We start from the raw sequence: 14,233 nt of genomic DNA on the forward strand, positions 1-14,233 counted from the left end.
CGGCGCGACGCCGTCACAGGACACCAGTAGGGTATGCCCATGCCTCATAAGCCCTTCAAGGCCGTTATCCCGGCCGCAGGACTCGGTACGCGCTTCCTCCCGGCCACCAAGGCCATGCCGAAGGAGATGTTGCCGGTCGTTGACAAGCCGGCCATCCAGTACGTCGTCGAGGAGGCCACCGGTGCCGGTATCGACGATGTGCTGATCATCATCGGCCGTAACAAGAACAACATCGCCAACCACTTCGACTCGATGCCCGAGCTCGAGGCGAAGCTCCGCGAGAAGGGCGACAGCGACAAGCTCGCCAAGGTCGAGCACTCGTCCGACCTCGCCGACGTGCACATGGTTCGTCAGGGTGAGCCGAAGGGGCTCGGCCACGCCGTGCTCCGCGCGCGCAGCCACGTGGGAGACCACCCCTTCGCCGTCCTCCTCGGCGACGACCTCATCGACGAGCGCGACCCGCTGCTCACGAAGATGATGGAGGAGTACGACAAGCGCAACGCCACGGTCATCGCGCTCATGGAGGTCGACCCCGAGCACATCCACCTCTACGGTGTCGCCGCTGTCGAGCCCACCGAGGAAGACGGTGTGGTCAAGGTCACGCAGCTCGTCGAGAAGCCGAAGGCCGAGGACGCGCCCTCCAACCTGGCCATCATCGGCCGGTACGTGCTCGGACCCGATGTCTTCGGCATCCTGGAGCACACCGAACCCGGCAAGGGCGGCGAGATCCAGCTGACCGACGCTCTCGAGGAGCTCGCCAACGGCGGCGGTGACGGGGGAGGCGTCTACGGCGTGATCTTCCGCGGACGCCGTTACGACACCGGCGACCGCGTCGACTACATCAAGGCGATCGTCCAGCTCGCCGCCGACCGTGACGACCTGGGCCCGGCGCTTCGCCCGTGGTTCAAGGAGTTCGCGGCGGGTCTCTGATTCCCCCGATACGGCAGGATGCCATGGATCTCTCCGTCCCTCGACGGCACGGCGAGGTGTCGATCCGCCTCATCCGCAACCGCGACGCGCGCGTCCTTCAGCAGCAGCTGATCGACAACCGCTCGTGGTTGCGGCCGTGGGAGGCCACGAGCCCCGACGGCCCGGTCTCGTTCGACATGCGTCTCGGCATCCGGCGCCTTCTTCAGCAGTATCGCGACGGCCTCGGCGTCCCCTTCGTGATGGAGTGGGACGACGAGGTCGCCGGTCAGCTGAACGTGTGGGGCGTCTCCCGCGGTTCGCTCTCCTCAGCGACGATCGGTTACTGGGTCGCCGAGGAGTACGCGGGGCGCAACATCACGACGATCAGCGTCGCGATGGCGACCGACGTCTGCTTCACCAGCCTCAACCTGCACCGCGTCGAGATATGCATCCGTCCCGAGAATCACGCGAGTCTCCGGGTCGTCGAGAAGCTCGGGTTCCGGTACGAGGGGCTTCGTCGCCGGTACATCCACATCGACGGCGACTGGCGCGATCACTACGCGTTCGCGCTGGTGCGCGAAGAGGTCCCGCACGGCGTGCTCGACCGCTACGAACGGGGCCAAGTGCCGCCGGACGCCGCGCGCATTCCTTCCTCCGACCAGCTCTGAGGATTCACCGCGCCGACACGCGCGGGGATGCCGAGCTGTGACCGTCCCGTGACCTACCGTGTTCACATGGGTGGACAGGTTCTCGGTGGCGGGGTGATCGTCTTCGTCGCGGTCGCGCTGTGGCTCGTCTATCTTCTGCCGTCGTGGCAGAGCCGGCACCGCTTCACCTCCGCCGAACGCAACGCCGTCCGCCTCAACCAGGCGCTGCGCGTGCTGGCGGAGACCGCCGAGACGCCGCGCGAAGTGCGCCTCGAGCTGACCGCCCGTACCGCGCACCAGCAGCAGAAGCTCGCGCGTCAGGTGCAGGCGCACAAGGCCGAGATCGAACTCGCCGAGGCGAAGGCCCGGCTCGAGGTCGCCCGGCTGGAGAACGCCCGTGACCGCGATCTCGTGAAAGAGCAGCGCGCCGCCGCCCTCGAACTGGCGCGGGCGGAACGCGCCGCGGCGATACACGTCGCGCGTGCCGAGCGTGCCGCCGCCCTGGAGAAGTCCCGCGCCGAACGGGCCGTCGCCGTCGAGCGGGCGCGCCTCGAGCGGGCCTCCGCCGTGGCGCAGCCCGAAGCGCGTCGGGCCCGTGCTCGCCGGCGCTTCCGCCTCGCGACGTCCGTCTTCGCGCTCGCGGGCCTGATCTCCGCTATCGCGGGCACTGTCATGGTCGCGACCGGCACCGGGCCGGTGCTGCTCATCGCGGGACTGACGGGGGTCGCGGCATCCCTTCTTCTTCTGCGTCGCCTCGCCCAGGTCGCCTCGCGGTCGGCCGTGCGCCCCGCGATCGTCGCCGAGCCCCGTGTCGAGCCGGTGGTGCAGGACTTCGCCCCCGCGGCTCCGGCCCCGCGTCAGACGTGGACCCCGCGCGAGCTCCCGCGTCCGCTCGTCGCCTCCGCAGGTTCCCGTGCCGCCGCGGTGGTGGACGAGCAGCTCGCTCGCGAGGCCCTGCGTGCCGCCGCGCGCGAGGAGGCGGCACGTCAGATCGCCGCGGCGCAGGCTCCGACGCCGATCGAGACGGCGCGTCCGGCGGCCGCTCCCTCGCCGTACGCCGCGATGGGGTACGTCGACGACAGCGAGATCGAGGACCACGTCCGCCGGCTTCTCGAGCGACGCGCTTCGGGGCAGTGAGGGGCCGCATGCCGTCGGCGGCATGACGCGCCCGGGCTCCCGGCCGAGGCGGGTGCGAGGCGCGTGGCGTGATAGTGTTGTGGAGTTGTCCGGGCCTGTGGCGCAGTTGGTAGCGCGCCTCGTTCGCATCGAGGAGGTCAGGGGTTCGAATCCCCTCAGGTCCACCAAATCGTTCTCTTTAGAACAAATGACTTTGTAAGAACCATTCGTATACGGCGTCTCTCCATCAGGAGAGGCGCCGTCGCTCGTTTCGGTCACGGTGATGATGCTGGGGGTTATCGGCCAAAAAGTGTGTATGGGTCGGGCGTGTCAGCTCCGTCCTGCCCATCCGGTTCTGAGCCAGAGGCCTTCGGTGGCGTCGAGGGCGGTGTCCAGTGACATCTTCGTCCCCTGGTCGGAGACCAAAGCTTCGTGGGGGACGTCCTCGAACGGCTCCGCACGAGCAAGTCAGCGCCCCCAGCACTTCGATGGCGAGTTGTGGTCTGTGGACTTCTCGCGACCTGGCGCGCTCTCCGGTGGATTTTCGGTATGTGCTGGGGCCTGTCTCAACGTTTCGCTCGACCATGATTTGCACGGTCGCATTTCTTTGGGCGGAGGGATAGAAGCTGGTGTATCCATCACGGCCGGGGGCTCCAGCCCAAGCGAGAGCGGTTTCTTCGCCGGCGGTAGCTGCACGATTGCTGGGGGTGGGATCGGCGCTTACGGAGAGGCTGGAATCCAGCAGAATGGACCGCTCGGGTACTATGGCGGTGGTGTATCATTCGGCGCGAAGGCGGGCTGTAGCGCCCAGGCAGGATGGGGCTGGTGATCCGATTGATTGAAGTCGCCATTCAGAGGCAACCAGCCCCCGCCTTGCCGAACCTGATAGTTGGCATTCTCGTCGTCGTCGTAGGAATCCTGATTGTCAAGCGTCGCGAGAAAATATACGGAGGCACGGTCGGATTCGAAAAAAGGGTCTTCGGCAAAGGGCTCGGCGATCTACTGGAGCGCCTGCAGAGTCCATTTTGGGTTGGAGCGGTAGGAGTCGTCGGCGTGCTCATGGGCCTCGTGATGATTGGCTATGCCGTGTGGCGTTTCTTCACGTAGATGTTGCGCCGCTCAACAGCGATCCGGGAGCGGTTACAAACGCTCCGGTGTCGTGAGCTGAGATCCGCTGTCGGATTCCGATCGGACGGTTGGTCCCGCGCGCGTCCAGTTGTTCACTGGGTACAGCGGATGCTGCAGTTCAGTCCTGGCACCCGCTCCACAACTTCGTTGCCGGTGTGCGGTCTTGAAGAGAACCATCCGAGAGCCTGTCAAGTTGTGTGTGTAAGCGGGTGGTGTCTTGGGGTTAGAGGTAGCGCTCGATGCGCTCGGGGTAGACGAGTGAGAGCTGCTCGAGCGCCTTCATCCAGTTCGTGACGACTTGCCCTTCGACCAGGCGGCCCTCGGCTTTCCGCTTGGACCCGCGGGACAGGCCGCGTTCAGAGGCGCGATCGCGGGCTCGCTTGTCCTCGATGTTGCAGATCGCGAGCCAGAGCAGCTTGATCGCGGTTTGGTCGTTGGGGAAGTGGCCCCGGTTCTTGATGATCTTGCGGAGCTGGAAGTTGGGCGTGAGGAACGAATCGGTGACAGTTTGACCTGCCCCACGGATTTGGTGTCAGTCGGGGTCGCTAACTCGCGGCGGGGATGTCGTTGATTTCGAGTGTCTCGTATTTGATCGGGGTGCGGTAGCCGAGGGCGGAGTGTCGGCGCTGACGGTTGTGGAAGGTCTCGATGTACTCGAGGATCGCGTTCGCGAGCTCGACTCTCGTTTTCCACTTCTTCCGGTTCAGCAGTTCGATCTGCATCGATGACCAGAAGCTCTCCATCATCGCGTTGTCCAGCCCATCGCGGACGGATCCGAACGAGGGCAGGAGCCCTGCGGAGCGAATCTTCTCCCCGAACAGCCACGAGGTGAATTGACCGAATTCAACCGGTCGTTGCAACACCGGCTTGTTGGAGCAACAGTAGCTGCTCGTTGAATGTCACTGCTGGGGTTCTCCAGCCGAGCGTCTTGCGGGGTCGGGTGTTGAGCGCGTGGGCGACGGCTTCGATGTCTTCGGCGGACCACCGCGAGAGGTCGGTGCCCTTGGGGAAGTACTGACGCAGTAGCCCGTTCGTGTTCTCGTTCGTGCCGCGCTGCCAAGGTGACTGCGGGTCGGCGAAGAACACCGGGATGCCCGTCTCGATCGTGAACTTGGCGTGCGCGGACATCTCCTTGCCGCGGTCCCAGGTCAGTGATTTGGTCAGCTGTGTGGGAAGCGTCGACATGGTGTTCGCGAGGGCGTTCTTCATCGTGATCGCGCCGTAGCCAGCCAGCGCGGGTCCGTTCTTCGGAGTCTCCTTGTGCCGGTATCCGTCTTCTCGTGGAAGGTGAACGAGCATGGTGAACCGGGTGCTGCGTTCGACGACGGTGCCGACCGCGGAGCGTTCCAGCCCGATCAGTAGGTCACCTTCCCCGTGTCCGGGAACGGCACGGTCTTCGACTTCTGCGGGTCTTTCGCTGATCAGGGTCTCGGGTGTGACGTGTGCCCATGCCTTGCGTCGCGAACGCTCTCTGGGTGCCCGCAAAGCTCTGCCGGTTCGCAGGCACCACACCAATTCACGCTTCAACGCGCCGCGGCCTTCGATGTAGAGCGACTGGTAGATCGCCTCGTGGCTGATGCGCATGGGCTCATCCTCCGGGAAGTCGATGCGGATCCGGTTCGCGATCTGCTCCGGACTCCACGCCCACGACCACGGCCGGTCCTTCCGGTGCGGCTTGTTCCGACCCGTGAACTTCGGTGCATGAGGGCCCGCGACGACGACACCGTCGGGCATCACGATCCGCCCGCAGAGACGCTCCTCGACATAGGCCCGCAGCTTCGGATTCGCGACGAGCTTCGCGGTCTTCGGCCGCTTCGCCGCAATACCTGACTTCCACTGCGCGACCGATGCTCGATAGTCGAGCTTGCTCCCGCGTGTCGCGGCGTTGCGACGCAGCTCGCGAGAGATCGTCCCCGGATCGCGCCCGATACGTCGTGCGATCTCTCGAACACCGCAGTCCTGCGCTTTGAGGATCGCGATCTCCTCCCGCTCATCGAACGACAGATACCTGCCAGAGGGCGGTTTGCTCAGATCGAACGGCGGCATGCCGCCAGCGTTGTGGAACCAGCGGCCGCCGACCGGCTGCGACACCCCGACCCGAGCCGCCGCTTCTTCCGGCAACACCCCCTTCGCGATCTCACCCCAGAACCGATGCTGGACCTCCCGGGGTATCGGCGGTGTTCCCGGCGATCGTAGCTTCGGTCGAACCGCCCGATCCGATGCCTGCTGCCGACGAACCATCCCGCACCTCCATCAATGTGAGGTGTTGCGACGACCCGTTGAATCCGCCTTGCGTTCCGTGGTCCGCGTGAACGATCCCACCCGGTCCAGGGCGACGGTTCCGGATGGCCATGTCGAGAGCGTTGATGACGAGCGTGGTGTCCTGCTTGGAGTCGATCGTCCAGCCGATAATGCGGCGACTGTAGGCGTCCAGGACTGCGGCGCAGTAGACCCAGCCTTCGCGCGTGCGGTGCTGCGTGATGTCCGTCACCCAGACCCCACCTGCTCCTGACGGCCTACGAGGGATCCGTCCCGATCTCGATCCGGAACACCGTCCCGCCCTCCGCTCCGGGGCGCGCCGAGATCCGGCCACCGAGACGGTCGGTGAGCCGCGCCGCGATCGAGAGACCGAGGCCGGAGCCCACGCGTCGCACGTCGAGGTACCGTTCGCGCAGGAAGCCGCGTTCGAACGCGCGGGCGGCGTCGTCGGGCGTCAGCCCCGGGCCGGTGTCGGCCACCTCGAACACCGCCGTTCCCTCGGTGCCGTGATCGGCGCGCAGGACGATGCGCGTTCCAGATGGGCTCACCCGCAGTGCGTTCTCGATCAGCCCGTCGAGCACCTGGCGCAGGCGCTGCGGATCGGTGGTCACAAGGACCCCGGATGCCGCGGCCCCGTCCTGCCTCACCTCCACGCCCGCGGATTGAGCCGCACCCTGCCAGGCCGCCACCGTCTGCGAGAGCAGGGGAGCGATCGGGATCGATGACAGACGGATCGGGAAGTCGTCGGCTTCGAGACGGGCCAGGGTCAGAAGATCGTCGGTGAAGGTCGCGAGCCGGGTGGCCTCGGCATCCAGAGTCTCTCCGACCTCACGCACTCCCTCGGGCGGGATGAGACCGTCGCGCAGTGCCGACGAATAGCCGCGGATCGCCGTGAGCGGGGTGCGCAGCTCGTGCGAGACGGACAGGAGGAACTCGCGCTGGCGGGCCTCTGAGTGCGCAAGAGCGGCACCGATGGATCGCAATGCCGCCTCGACGTCGCTGACCTCATCGATCCGGCTGTCGTCGAGCTCGACCGTGCGGTCCCCGCCGGCGATGCGTCGTGCGGCGCGCGCCAGCCCGGCCAGCGGACGCGACAGCCACCGGCTCAAGAGAACAGCCGCCGCGACGGCGGCGAGGAACCCCATCGCCAACGCGAGGGCGATGCGTCCCAGCACATCGGCGCCGAGCGCTTTGACTCGACTCAGGTCCTGCGCGGCGGCGACACCGCCGCCGCCTGGGAGCGGGCGCGCTTCGACCGCGAAGGAGGCGTGATCGCGACGGACGGTGATGGATGCCTCCGTCCCCGCGGCGACCTGCTGGGCGACGCGCCCGTTCACGATGTCGGCGGCCGGTCCGCGCACCGAACCGTCGGTACCGACGACGGCGATCAGGGCGTCGGGATCGCTCAACAGCGACGCGCTCGCGATCGCGGCGTCTCGCCCCTCGGGCGTCGCGGCGACGAGACGGTCGACCTGCGTGACGAGAGCCGATCGTGCGGAGGCCTCGTCGACGGTATTCAGCAGGGGGAAAGCAGCGAGGGCGGTCACGATGACGGCGACCGCCGCGACGATGACGGTCGCGCCCGTGACGATCCGCCGGAGCGAGCCCCTCACGCGTCGAGGGCGTATCCGACGCCGCGGACGGTACGAATGCGATCCGGGGCGCCCATCTTGGCGCGCACCTGAGCGATGTGGGTGTCGACGGTCCGGGTTCCCGAGTAGTCGGCGACGCCCCAGACCTCCGCCAGCAGCTGCGTTCGCGTGAACACCTGGCCCGGGCTCCTCATGAGCTGAGCGAGCAGGTCGAACTCGGTCGTCGTGAGGTCGACGGGGCGCCCGTCGACGTGGACCGTCCGGCGGGTGGCATCCAGTTCCCATGATCCGCGGCGCAGCACCGTGCTCGCCTCCCGGACGCGCGAGCGGCGGACGAGGGCCGAGACGCGGGTGGCGAGCTCCCGAGGGGACGACGGCTTCGTGAGATAGTCGTCGCCGCCGAGCTCCAGACCGAGCACGCGGTCGACCTCGGCGTCGCGCGCCGTCGAGAACAGCACGGGCGTCCAGTCGTTCTCCGCCCGGAGTCGGCGGACGAGTTCGATTCCGTCGAGCCCGGGGAGGCCGATGTCCACGACAGCGGCAGCCGGGCGCAGACGACGGATGTCCGCCAGACCGCTGAGGCCGTCCCGGGAGAGGTGAACGCCGAAGCCCGCCTCCACGAGGTAGAGGCGGGCCACATCGGCGATCGCGTGCTCGTCTTCGACGACCACGATCAGGCCGCGCTCAGCTGTCATGGGCACACCGTAAGCAGCGCTCGCAGGAGCGGGCTGGGAACGACCGGGGCTTACCGGAGGCCGGTGCGCACCGTCTTCGCATCCTGGTTCGCCTGGTGAATCGCGGTGTCGACCGCCTTCACCTGGTCGCGGACGTGGGCGAGGGTCTGCTCGTCGGCCGCGACGGTCGCGGGGGAGAGCGAGAGCGCGGTCGTCGCCAGACCGTTCGCGTCGGACTGCACGGTCGAGATCTGCGTGCCCAGATCGTTCAGCGCGTCGGTCAGGGCCGTCGTGCTCTTGTCGGAGTGCTTCGCGAGCGCGCTCTCGAGCTTCGTCTGCTCCGCCTGGAGGCGCGGAAGGACCGTCGTCGTCACGGCGTCGGCCCGCGCGGCCCACCGCACCTCGGGCAGAGCCACCTCGCGGACGCGGTACGACGACGCGGCGGTGCGCACGTCGTCGCGGACCTGCTTCACCGTGGCGGCTGCCGAGATGTCGGACTGCAGGGTGTGGATGCCGGCGAGGTCGTCGTTCAGGATGGCCAGGGCCTTGGTGCGGTCGTCATCGCTGAGGTGCGTGTCGGCGGTGATGCGGGTGATCTCCGCGGTCAGGGCATCGGCCTGGCGACCGGCCGCGGCCGTCGCGCGGGCCTGGACATCGCTCAGGCTCGCCGGCGCGTGAGGCGAAGTCGACGGGGACGGCGTCTCGGCCGAGGCCGCCATCGGGGCGGCGAGGGCCGCTCCTGCGGCGATGGCGACGGCGAGCGGGGTGAGGATTCGCGTGGTTCTCATGCGGATACTCTCGGCCGCGCGTGTGGTCGAGCTGTCAGGGCCGTGTCCGGGTTGTGTCAGGGCCGAAGACCCCGTCGGCCTCAGGCCGGTTCGTTGCCCTCGGCCCACCCGCCCGGAGCCGCGATGTTGAACATCCACGCCACGCCCCACGGGTCGACGATCTCGCCGTAGAGGTCGCCCCACACCTGCTTCTCGAGGGGCTGGGTGACCTGGGCACCGCGCTCGACGAAACGGTCGTAGAACCCGCGCACGCGGTCGGTCTCGTCGCTCATGAAGGCCGCGTGCACGCGGCTCTTGCCCCAGCCCTCGGCGGGCTCCTCGAAGCCGTCGGCGCCCATCACGGTGAAGCCGTCGGCGCGCAGCTCGGAGTGCATCACGCCGTCGGCGGGAGCGTCCGGGATGCCGAAGTCGGCGAAGGTGTTGATCGACAGCTCGCCGCCGAACACCGACTGGTAGAAGGTCATCGCCTCACGGGCGGCACCGGCGAACGAGACGTACACGACGAGGGAGGTCGACATCGAGGCATCCTTCTGATCGGGGATTCGCCCTCACCCTAGACCGGGCGTGCTCGGTGCGGGAAGACCCGGATATGCTCGGGCGAAACCCGCTCGCCCCCAGGGAGAAATCATGATCCTCGCCCACGACGTGTCGGGCTCCGGCCCGCTCCTGGTCCTCCTCCACGGCATCACCGAGGACCGCCGCAGTTGGGATCCGGTCGACTTCACCGGCGGCTTCACCGTGGTGCGGGTCGACCTGCGCGGGCACGGGGCGTCGACGGCCGAGGAACCGTACGACATCCCGACGCTCGCGGCCGACGTCCACGAGACGCTCGCGCAGCTCGCCGAGAACGACGTGATCCCCGCGGAGCCGCCCGTGGTCGTCGGCCACTCGATGGGCGGCATCGTCGCGACCGCCTATGGCGCGCTCTTCCCCGCGCGCGCGATCGTCAACGTGGATCAGCCCCTCCAGCTCGCGAGCATGCAGGGGCAGGTGAAGCAGGCGGAGGGGATGCTGCGCGGTGCGGACTTCCCCCTGTTCATCGAGGGGATGTTCGCGCAGATGGCGGGCGGCCTGGATGCCGAGGAGATGGCGCGGGTGGACGGCATCCGGTCTCCGAAGCGCGACGTCGTCCTCGGGATGTGGCGGCCGCTCCTCGAGGACTCACCCGAAGAGCTGGCGGCGCTCGTGAGCGGTCTGACGAGGATCCCGGAAGACGTCCCATACCTCGTGATCACCGGTCTCGACGCCGGACCCGAGTACGCCGCCTGGCTGCAGCACGAGATTCCGCAGACCGTGCACGAGATCTGGCAGCCACCGACCCACTACCCGCACCTCGTGGACCCCGCGCGCTTCGTCGAGCGCATCGAAGCGTTCGTCCGCTGAAGACCGCGTCCGGCGCGCGGAGGATCCGGCGCGCGGGATGACAATCGACACGGGAAGGTCTCCATGGACTTCGCCGCGACGCTCGAGAAAGCTTTCGCCCTCGTCGACGAGGGGTGATCCAGCGCGCGCTCGACATCGACGCGGCCTCCCAGGATTCGCCCTCCGCGGGCGTACGCCGGGTGGCGGCGGAGGCGGCCCTCGCCGCCCAGATGATCCGGCGGTGGCTCGGACAGGACGTCGACTCGATCGCCTCCGCCCTGGACGCCCTCGCCCTCCGACTCGGCGGCGAGAACGACCCGAGGTCGTCCGCGATCCGCATCGAGGCGATGGTCACGTCATCGCGTCTGCGGATCGAGAACGGCCTCGACCTCACCGGCGTGGTCGACATGCTGCGAATCGCCGTCGCGGAGTCGCGCCGGACTCCGGAGGCGGAGGGGCGGGGACTCGACGCGTCGCTCCTCCAGGCGGATGCGGCGATCGCCGAGGGAGAGAGCCCCCATGAGGCCCTCGCCGACGCACGGCGGCTCCTCGCCGAAGACCCGTAGACGCATACCGTGGCTCGGGCCGCGCGGGCGGGCCGGCACCTTCGTCTCCTCCTCGACCGCCTCGACGAAGAAACGCGCGATCTGGCGGCGACGGAGGAGTGGCCGCGGCTCCTCGAGCGGTACGCGGGCGGGATGGATGCCGAGATCCGGGCCGCCGTCCTCGCCGAACTGTTGCGCTACGTCGGCTCCGCGCCAGAGATCACGGCATCCGGACTCGCCCTGCTGCGCCAGGCGGACCTGATCTTCCGCGGGGACGATGTCCCCGCATCCGCTCTCGCCCGTCACGCGACCATCATCCGCGCCGGCGCGGAGACGCGCGCCGAGCGGGTCCGTGCTCGCGCGCACCTGCGCCTCGGCGTCGCCCTCGGCAGGCTCGGCGATCCGCGCGGCGCGATTCGGGCGTATGAGGCGCTCGACGCGCTCGCCGCCGGTTCGTCGGACGGCGACATCGCGACCGCCCGTCAGCAAGCGGTCTACAACCGGGCGGTGACGATCGACGACCTCGGTGACGGACGTGCGGCGCTCGCCGCCTACGAGCACGCGGTCGCGGTCCACGGACAGTCGCTGGCGTCGGCGGGCGGACGGCTGAGGTGCGCCAAGGCCCTGCGCGATCAGGCGCTGATCTTCGGGGGACTCGGCCGGGTCGCGGAGGCGGCCGGTGCCCATCGCCGTGTCCTCGACCTGGCCGCGGGCTCGACCGACCCGCGGCATCCGCCCCCCCCTACGCCCCCTGGAACGACCGCAGCTGCGCGAGCAGGCCCGGCGCGTTCGCGTCGAAGCGCTTGCCGCCCAGCACCACGCCGACGGCGAGCACCACGAGTCCGAGGACGGGACCGACCACGAACGCGATCCACCCCGCCACGCTCGATCCGGTGAACGTCGCGATCGCGGCCGGGATCACGGTCGGCAGACCGAGGACCGCGACCAGGGCCCAGCACAGGAAGAACGTCAGGAACATCGAGAACGACGACCCGGGTACGCGCTTGAAGGGCGAGTCGCCCGGTGAGGGCGTGGGGACGACGAGGAACGCCGAGCTCACGGCGCTTATGCCGAAGCCGATGAGCGTCAGCCCGAGGGACGCGCCGAGGACCGGAGCGAGCAGATCCCACCGGCCGGCGATCGCGATCGTCACGATGTCGACGACGACGATGAGGGGAATCACGACGGTGGCGACGCCCAGCGTGCGGCCCAGCCGGTCCGCGCGCCCGCGGATACCGGTCTGCATGACGGTGGCGAAAGCGGTGCCGTCGTACGAGATGTCCGAGTAGGGCAGCACTCCGGCGAAGAAGCCGACCAGCAGACCGGACAGGGCGAAGAAGGGGGTGTTGACGTCCCACTGCGAGTAGATCAACACGATGATCGGGGCGAAGGGGATGAGCAGCAGCTGCCGCAGGTACCTCATGTCGCGGGTCCACGAGGTGAGCGAACGCGCCCAGGTCGCCCCGACCGGACTCGACGGCATCACGCCGAACCACCCGAGCGACCCCGTCTTGCGCCGGGCGGTCGACCGGGCGGGAGGGGCGATGACCGATGCCGAGAGGTTGCGGAACCACAGCATCCACAGCACGGCGAGGGTCGCGAGGGCGATGACGAACTTGAGGATCGCGGTGAGCCACGAACCGGTCGCGAGGTCACCGGGCACGGCCCAGGCGGCACCGACCGGGGTCCACGAGACGGCGCTCACGAGGGCTTGCAGTTGCAGGCCCTGCTCGGTGGCCGACTGCACAGCGTTCAGGATGCCGATGAGGATCGGGCTGGCGAAGATCACCAGCGCGAACGCGAGAAGTCCGATCAGCTCCTTCGTGCGGCGGCCGCCGCCGATCCCGGATGCCAGGGCGGCGACCGTGCGCGAGGCGACCACGCAGATGAGCACCCCGATCGGGATGCACACGATCGCGGCGATCGCCGCCACCGGCTCGTGCGCCCAGACGAGGAAGGTGAGCAGGCTCGCCACCACCGTTGCGATGCCGCCGACACCGGTCAGTCCACCCGCGGTGATGGCGATCATCATCTGCGTGGTGCTCATCGGGAACGGGGCGAGCTTGGCGGGGTCGAGGGTCGTGTCGACACCGGTCGCGAAGATCGGGCCGAGCACCCAGCCGAGGATGAGCACGGCGCCGGCCGCGGTGACCGCCGCGCGGGCGACATCGAAGTCGAGGGTGCCGACGAAGAACAGACCGACCCCCGCGAACAGCAGCATCCAGAGCGCTCCGAGCACGCCGAAGATGAACCCGACGAGCTGCATCGGGCTGCGCGCGAGCGTGTTGCCGAGGACGCGGAAACGGATCTTCAGGACTGTCGCAACCACTGCGGCCCCTCCGCGTGGTGGCGTCCGCCGACGAGCTCGACGAAGCGATCCTGCAGCGTCTTGCCGGCGCGCACCTCATCGACGGTTCCGGATGCCAGCAGTCGGCCCTGCGCGATGACGGCGACGTGGTCGCACATGCGCTGCACGAGGTCCATCGAGTGGCTCGAGACGATGACCGTGCCCCCGGAGGCGGTGTAGCCGCGGAGGATGTCCTCGATGTTGGCCGCGGATACGGGGTCCACCGACTCGAAGGGCTCGTCGAGCACAAGCAGGCGCGGCGCATGGACGAGGGCGCACGCGAGCGCGACCTTCTTCGTCATACCGGCGGAGTAGTCGACGACAGGGGTCCCCGCGGCCTCGGTGAGGTCCATGATGCGCAGGAGATCCGCTGTGCGGGTGGCGACCTCGTCGCGCGTGAGGCCGAACATCATGCCGGTGTACGTCACGAGCTGTTCCCCCGTGAGGCGGTCGAACAAGCGGACGCCGTCCGCGAGGTTGCCGATGAGCTTCTTCGCCTCGACGGGCTGCGCCCAGACGTCGACGCCGTGGATGCGCACCGTGCCGGCGTCGGGCCGAAGAAGCCCGGTGGCCATCGAGAGAGTGGTGGTCTTACCGGCGCCGTTGGGGCCGACCAGGCCGTAGAACGATCCGGCGGGGACACGCAGGTCGAGTCCGGCGACGGCGGTCTTCTCGCCGAATCGCTTCACCAGACCCGTGATGTCCATCGCGGGGAGCGAGTCGGTCGGCGTCGGGGGAGCGACCCCGTCGGGCAGGGCGGAGGGCGGCGGCACGGCGCTCGAGGAGTCGGTCACGCTCCGAACCTATCTGTCGGTCTGTCTCGGTTCCAGCGTGGGCTCCCCGCCTTCGCCGAGAACCGACTCGAA

13 protein-coding genes, 1 tRNA gene and 3 pseudogenes are annotated in these 14,233 nt (G+C 68.6%); 7 read left to right on the forward strand and 10 right to left on the reverse strand.

Annotated features, from left to right (window positions below):
• Positions 1-39: 39 nt before the first annotated feature.
• The 5 genes from galU to NS220_RS05655 all read left to right on the forward strand — a co-directional run bounded on the left by galU (position 40) and on the right by NS220_RS05655 (position 3,779).
• Positions 40-930, forward strand: a complete 891-nt coding sequence (gene galU / locus NS220_RS05635) for a UTP--glucose-1-phosphate uridylyltransferase GalU (protein ID WP_058623132.1) — start codon at positions 40-42, stop codon at positions 928-930.
• A gap of 23 nt (positions 931-953) precedes the next feature.
• Positions 954-1,577 carry a GNAT family N-acetyltransferase gene (locus NS220_RS05640; protein ID WP_058623109.1) on the forward strand — a complete coding sequence of 208 codons (624 nt, stop codon included), beginning with the start codon at positions 954-956 and terminating at the stop codon, positions 1,575-1,577.
• Positions 1,578-1,643: 66 nt separating this feature from the next.
• The gene (locus tag NS220_RS05645; protein WP_058623110.1) at positions 1,644-2,693 is read left to right on the forward strand and encodes a hypothetical protein; all 1,050 of its coding nucleotides are present in this window, start codon (positions 1,644-1,646) and stop codon (positions 2,691-2,693) included.
• Between the two features lie 91 nt (positions 2,694-2,784).
• Positions 2,785-2,860: transfer RNA gene (locus NS220_RS05650), tRNA-Ala, on the forward strand.
• Between the two features lie 637 nt (positions 2,861-3,497).
• A complete protein-coding gene (locus tag NS220_RS05655) occupies positions 3,498-3,779 on the forward strand; it encodes a hypothetical protein (RefSeq protein ID WP_153004166.1) in 282 nt (93 codons plus the stop codon).
• Positions 3,780-4,023: 244 nt separating this feature from the next.
• On the opposite strand, the pseudogene NS220_RS19165 reads toward NS220_RS05655, so the two are convergent.
• From NS220_RS19165 to NS220_RS05685, 8 genes and pseudogenes are all read right to left on the reverse strand, one after another.
• Positions 4,024-4,281 (reverse strand): annotated as a pseudogene (locus NS220_RS19165) (IS256 family transposase); the annotation flags it as partial.
• A 64-nt stretch (positions 4,282-4,345) separates the two neighbouring features.
• Positions 4,346-4,636 (reverse strand): annotated as a pseudogene (locus NS220_RS05660) (integrase core domain-containing protein); the annotation flags it as partial.
• Positions 4,637-4,643: 7 nt separating this feature from the next.
• On the reverse strand, positions 4,644-6,041 hold the full coding sequence (locus NS220_RS05665) for an IS30 family transposase (protein ID WP_058623112.1): 1,398 nt from the start codon (positions 6,039-6,041) through the stop codon (positions 4,644-4,646).
• A 49-nt stretch (positions 6,042-6,090) separates the two neighbouring features.
• Positions 6,091-6,297, reverse strand: a pseudogene (locus NS220_RS19170) (transposase); the annotation flags it as partial.
• A gap of 19 nt (positions 6,298-6,316) precedes the next feature.
• Positions 6,317-7,672 (reverse strand): HAMP domain-containing sensor histidine kinase, encoded by a 1,356-nt coding sequence (locus NS220_RS05670; protein ID WP_058623113.1) that lies wholly within the window; start codon positions 7,670-7,672, stop codon positions 6,317-6,319.
• A complete protein-coding gene (locus tag NS220_RS05675; RefSeq protein ID WP_058623114.1) occupies positions 7,669-8,346 on the reverse strand; it encodes a response regulator transcription factor in 678 nt (225 codons plus the stop codon). The genes NS220_RS05670 and NS220_RS05675 overlap by 4 nt, the downstream gene beginning before the upstream one ends.
• A gap of 50 nt (positions 8,347-8,396) precedes the next feature.
• Positions 8,397-9,113 (reverse strand): hypothetical protein, encoded by a 717-nt coding sequence (locus tag NS220_RS05680; RefSeq protein ID WP_058623115.1) that lies wholly within the window; start codon positions 9,111-9,113, stop codon positions 8,397-8,399.
• Positions 9,114-9,193: 80 nt separating this feature from the next.
• Positions 9,194-9,631 carry a VOC family protein gene (locus NS220_RS05685; protein ID WP_058623116.1) on the reverse strand — a complete coding sequence of 146 codons (438 nt, stop codon included), beginning with the start codon at positions 9,629-9,631 and terminating at the stop codon, positions 9,194-9,196.
• Positions 9,632-9,740: 109 nt separating this feature from the next.
• On the opposite strand from NS220_RS05685, the gene NS220_RS05690 reads away from it, so the two are divergent.
• Together NS220_RS05690 and NS220_RS19645 are read left to right on the forward strand one after the other, a co-directional pair.
• Complete coding sequence (locus NS220_RS05690) at positions 9,741-10,496, forward strand: alpha/beta fold hydrolase (RefSeq protein ID WP_058623117.1); 756 nt, start codon at positions 9,741-9,743, stop codon at positions 10,494-10,496.
• Positions 10,497-10,609: 113 nt separating this feature from the next.
• A complete protein-coding gene (locus NS220_RS19645; protein WP_153004167.1) occupies positions 10,610-11,041 on the forward strand; it encodes a hypothetical protein in 432 nt (143 codons plus the stop codon).
• 721 nt (positions 11,042-11,762) lie between these two features.
• Here the strand turns inward: NS220_RS19645 and NS220_RS05700 are convergent.
• Together NS220_RS05700 and NS220_RS05705 are read right to left on the reverse strand one after the other, a co-directional pair.
• A complete protein-coding gene (locus NS220_RS05700) occupies positions 11,763-13,349 on the reverse strand; it encodes a hypothetical protein (RefSeq protein WP_058623119.1) in 1,587 nt (528 codons plus the stop codon).
• Positions 13,331-14,074: an ABC transporter ATP-binding protein gene (locus NS220_RS05705; protein WP_058623134.1), complete on the reverse strand. Its 744-nt coding sequence runs from the start codon at positions 14,072-14,074 to the stop codon at positions 13,331-13,333. The genes NS220_RS05700 and NS220_RS05705 overlap by 19 nt, the downstream gene beginning before the upstream one ends.
• Between the last annotated feature and the right edge of the window lie 159 nt (positions 14,075-14,233).

It is taken from the genome of Microbacterium testaceum (assembly GCF_001476655.1).
In the GTDB taxonomy this organism is placed as follows: Bacteria; Actinomycetota; Actinomycetes; order Actinomycetales; family Microbacteriaceae; genus Microbacterium; species Microbacterium testaceum_C.

Coding starts and splice junctions, on each gene's coding strand:
- galU (WP_058623132.1), top strand. CDS start 40: ATGCCTCATAAGCCCTTCAAGGCCGTTATCCCGGCCGCAGGACTCGGT.
- NS220_RS05645 (WP_058623110.1), top strand. CDS start 1,644: ATGGGTGGACAGGTTCTCGGTGGCGGGGTGATCGTCTTCGTCGCGGTC.
- NS220_RS05685 (WP_058623116.1), bottom strand. CDS start 9,631: ATGTCGACCTCCCTCGTCGTGTACGTCTCGTTCGCCGGTGCCGCCCGT.
- NS220_RS05640 (WP_058623109.1), top strand. CDS start 954: ATGGATCTCTCCGTCCCTCGACGGCACGGCGAGGTGTCGATCCGCCTC.
- NS220_RS05665 (WP_058623112.1), bottom strand. CDS start 6,041: ATGGTTCGTCGGCAGCAGGCATCGGATCGGGCGGTTCGACCGAAGCTA.
- NS220_RS05675 (WP_058623114.1), bottom strand. CDS start 8,346: ATGACAGCTGAGCGCGGCCTGATCGTGGTCGTCGAAGACGAGCACGCG.
- NS220_RS05705 (WP_058623134.1), bottom strand. CDS start 14,074: ATGGACATCACGGGTCTGGTGAAGCGATTCGGCGAGAAGACCGCCGTC.
- NS220_RS05680 (WP_058623115.1), bottom strand. CDS start 9,113: ATGAGAACCACGCGAATCCTCACCCCGCTCGCCGTCGCCATCGCCGCA.
- NS220_RS05690 (WP_058623117.1), top strand. CDS start 9,741: ATGATCCTCGCCCACGACGTGTCGGGCTCCGGCCCGCTCCTGGTCCTC.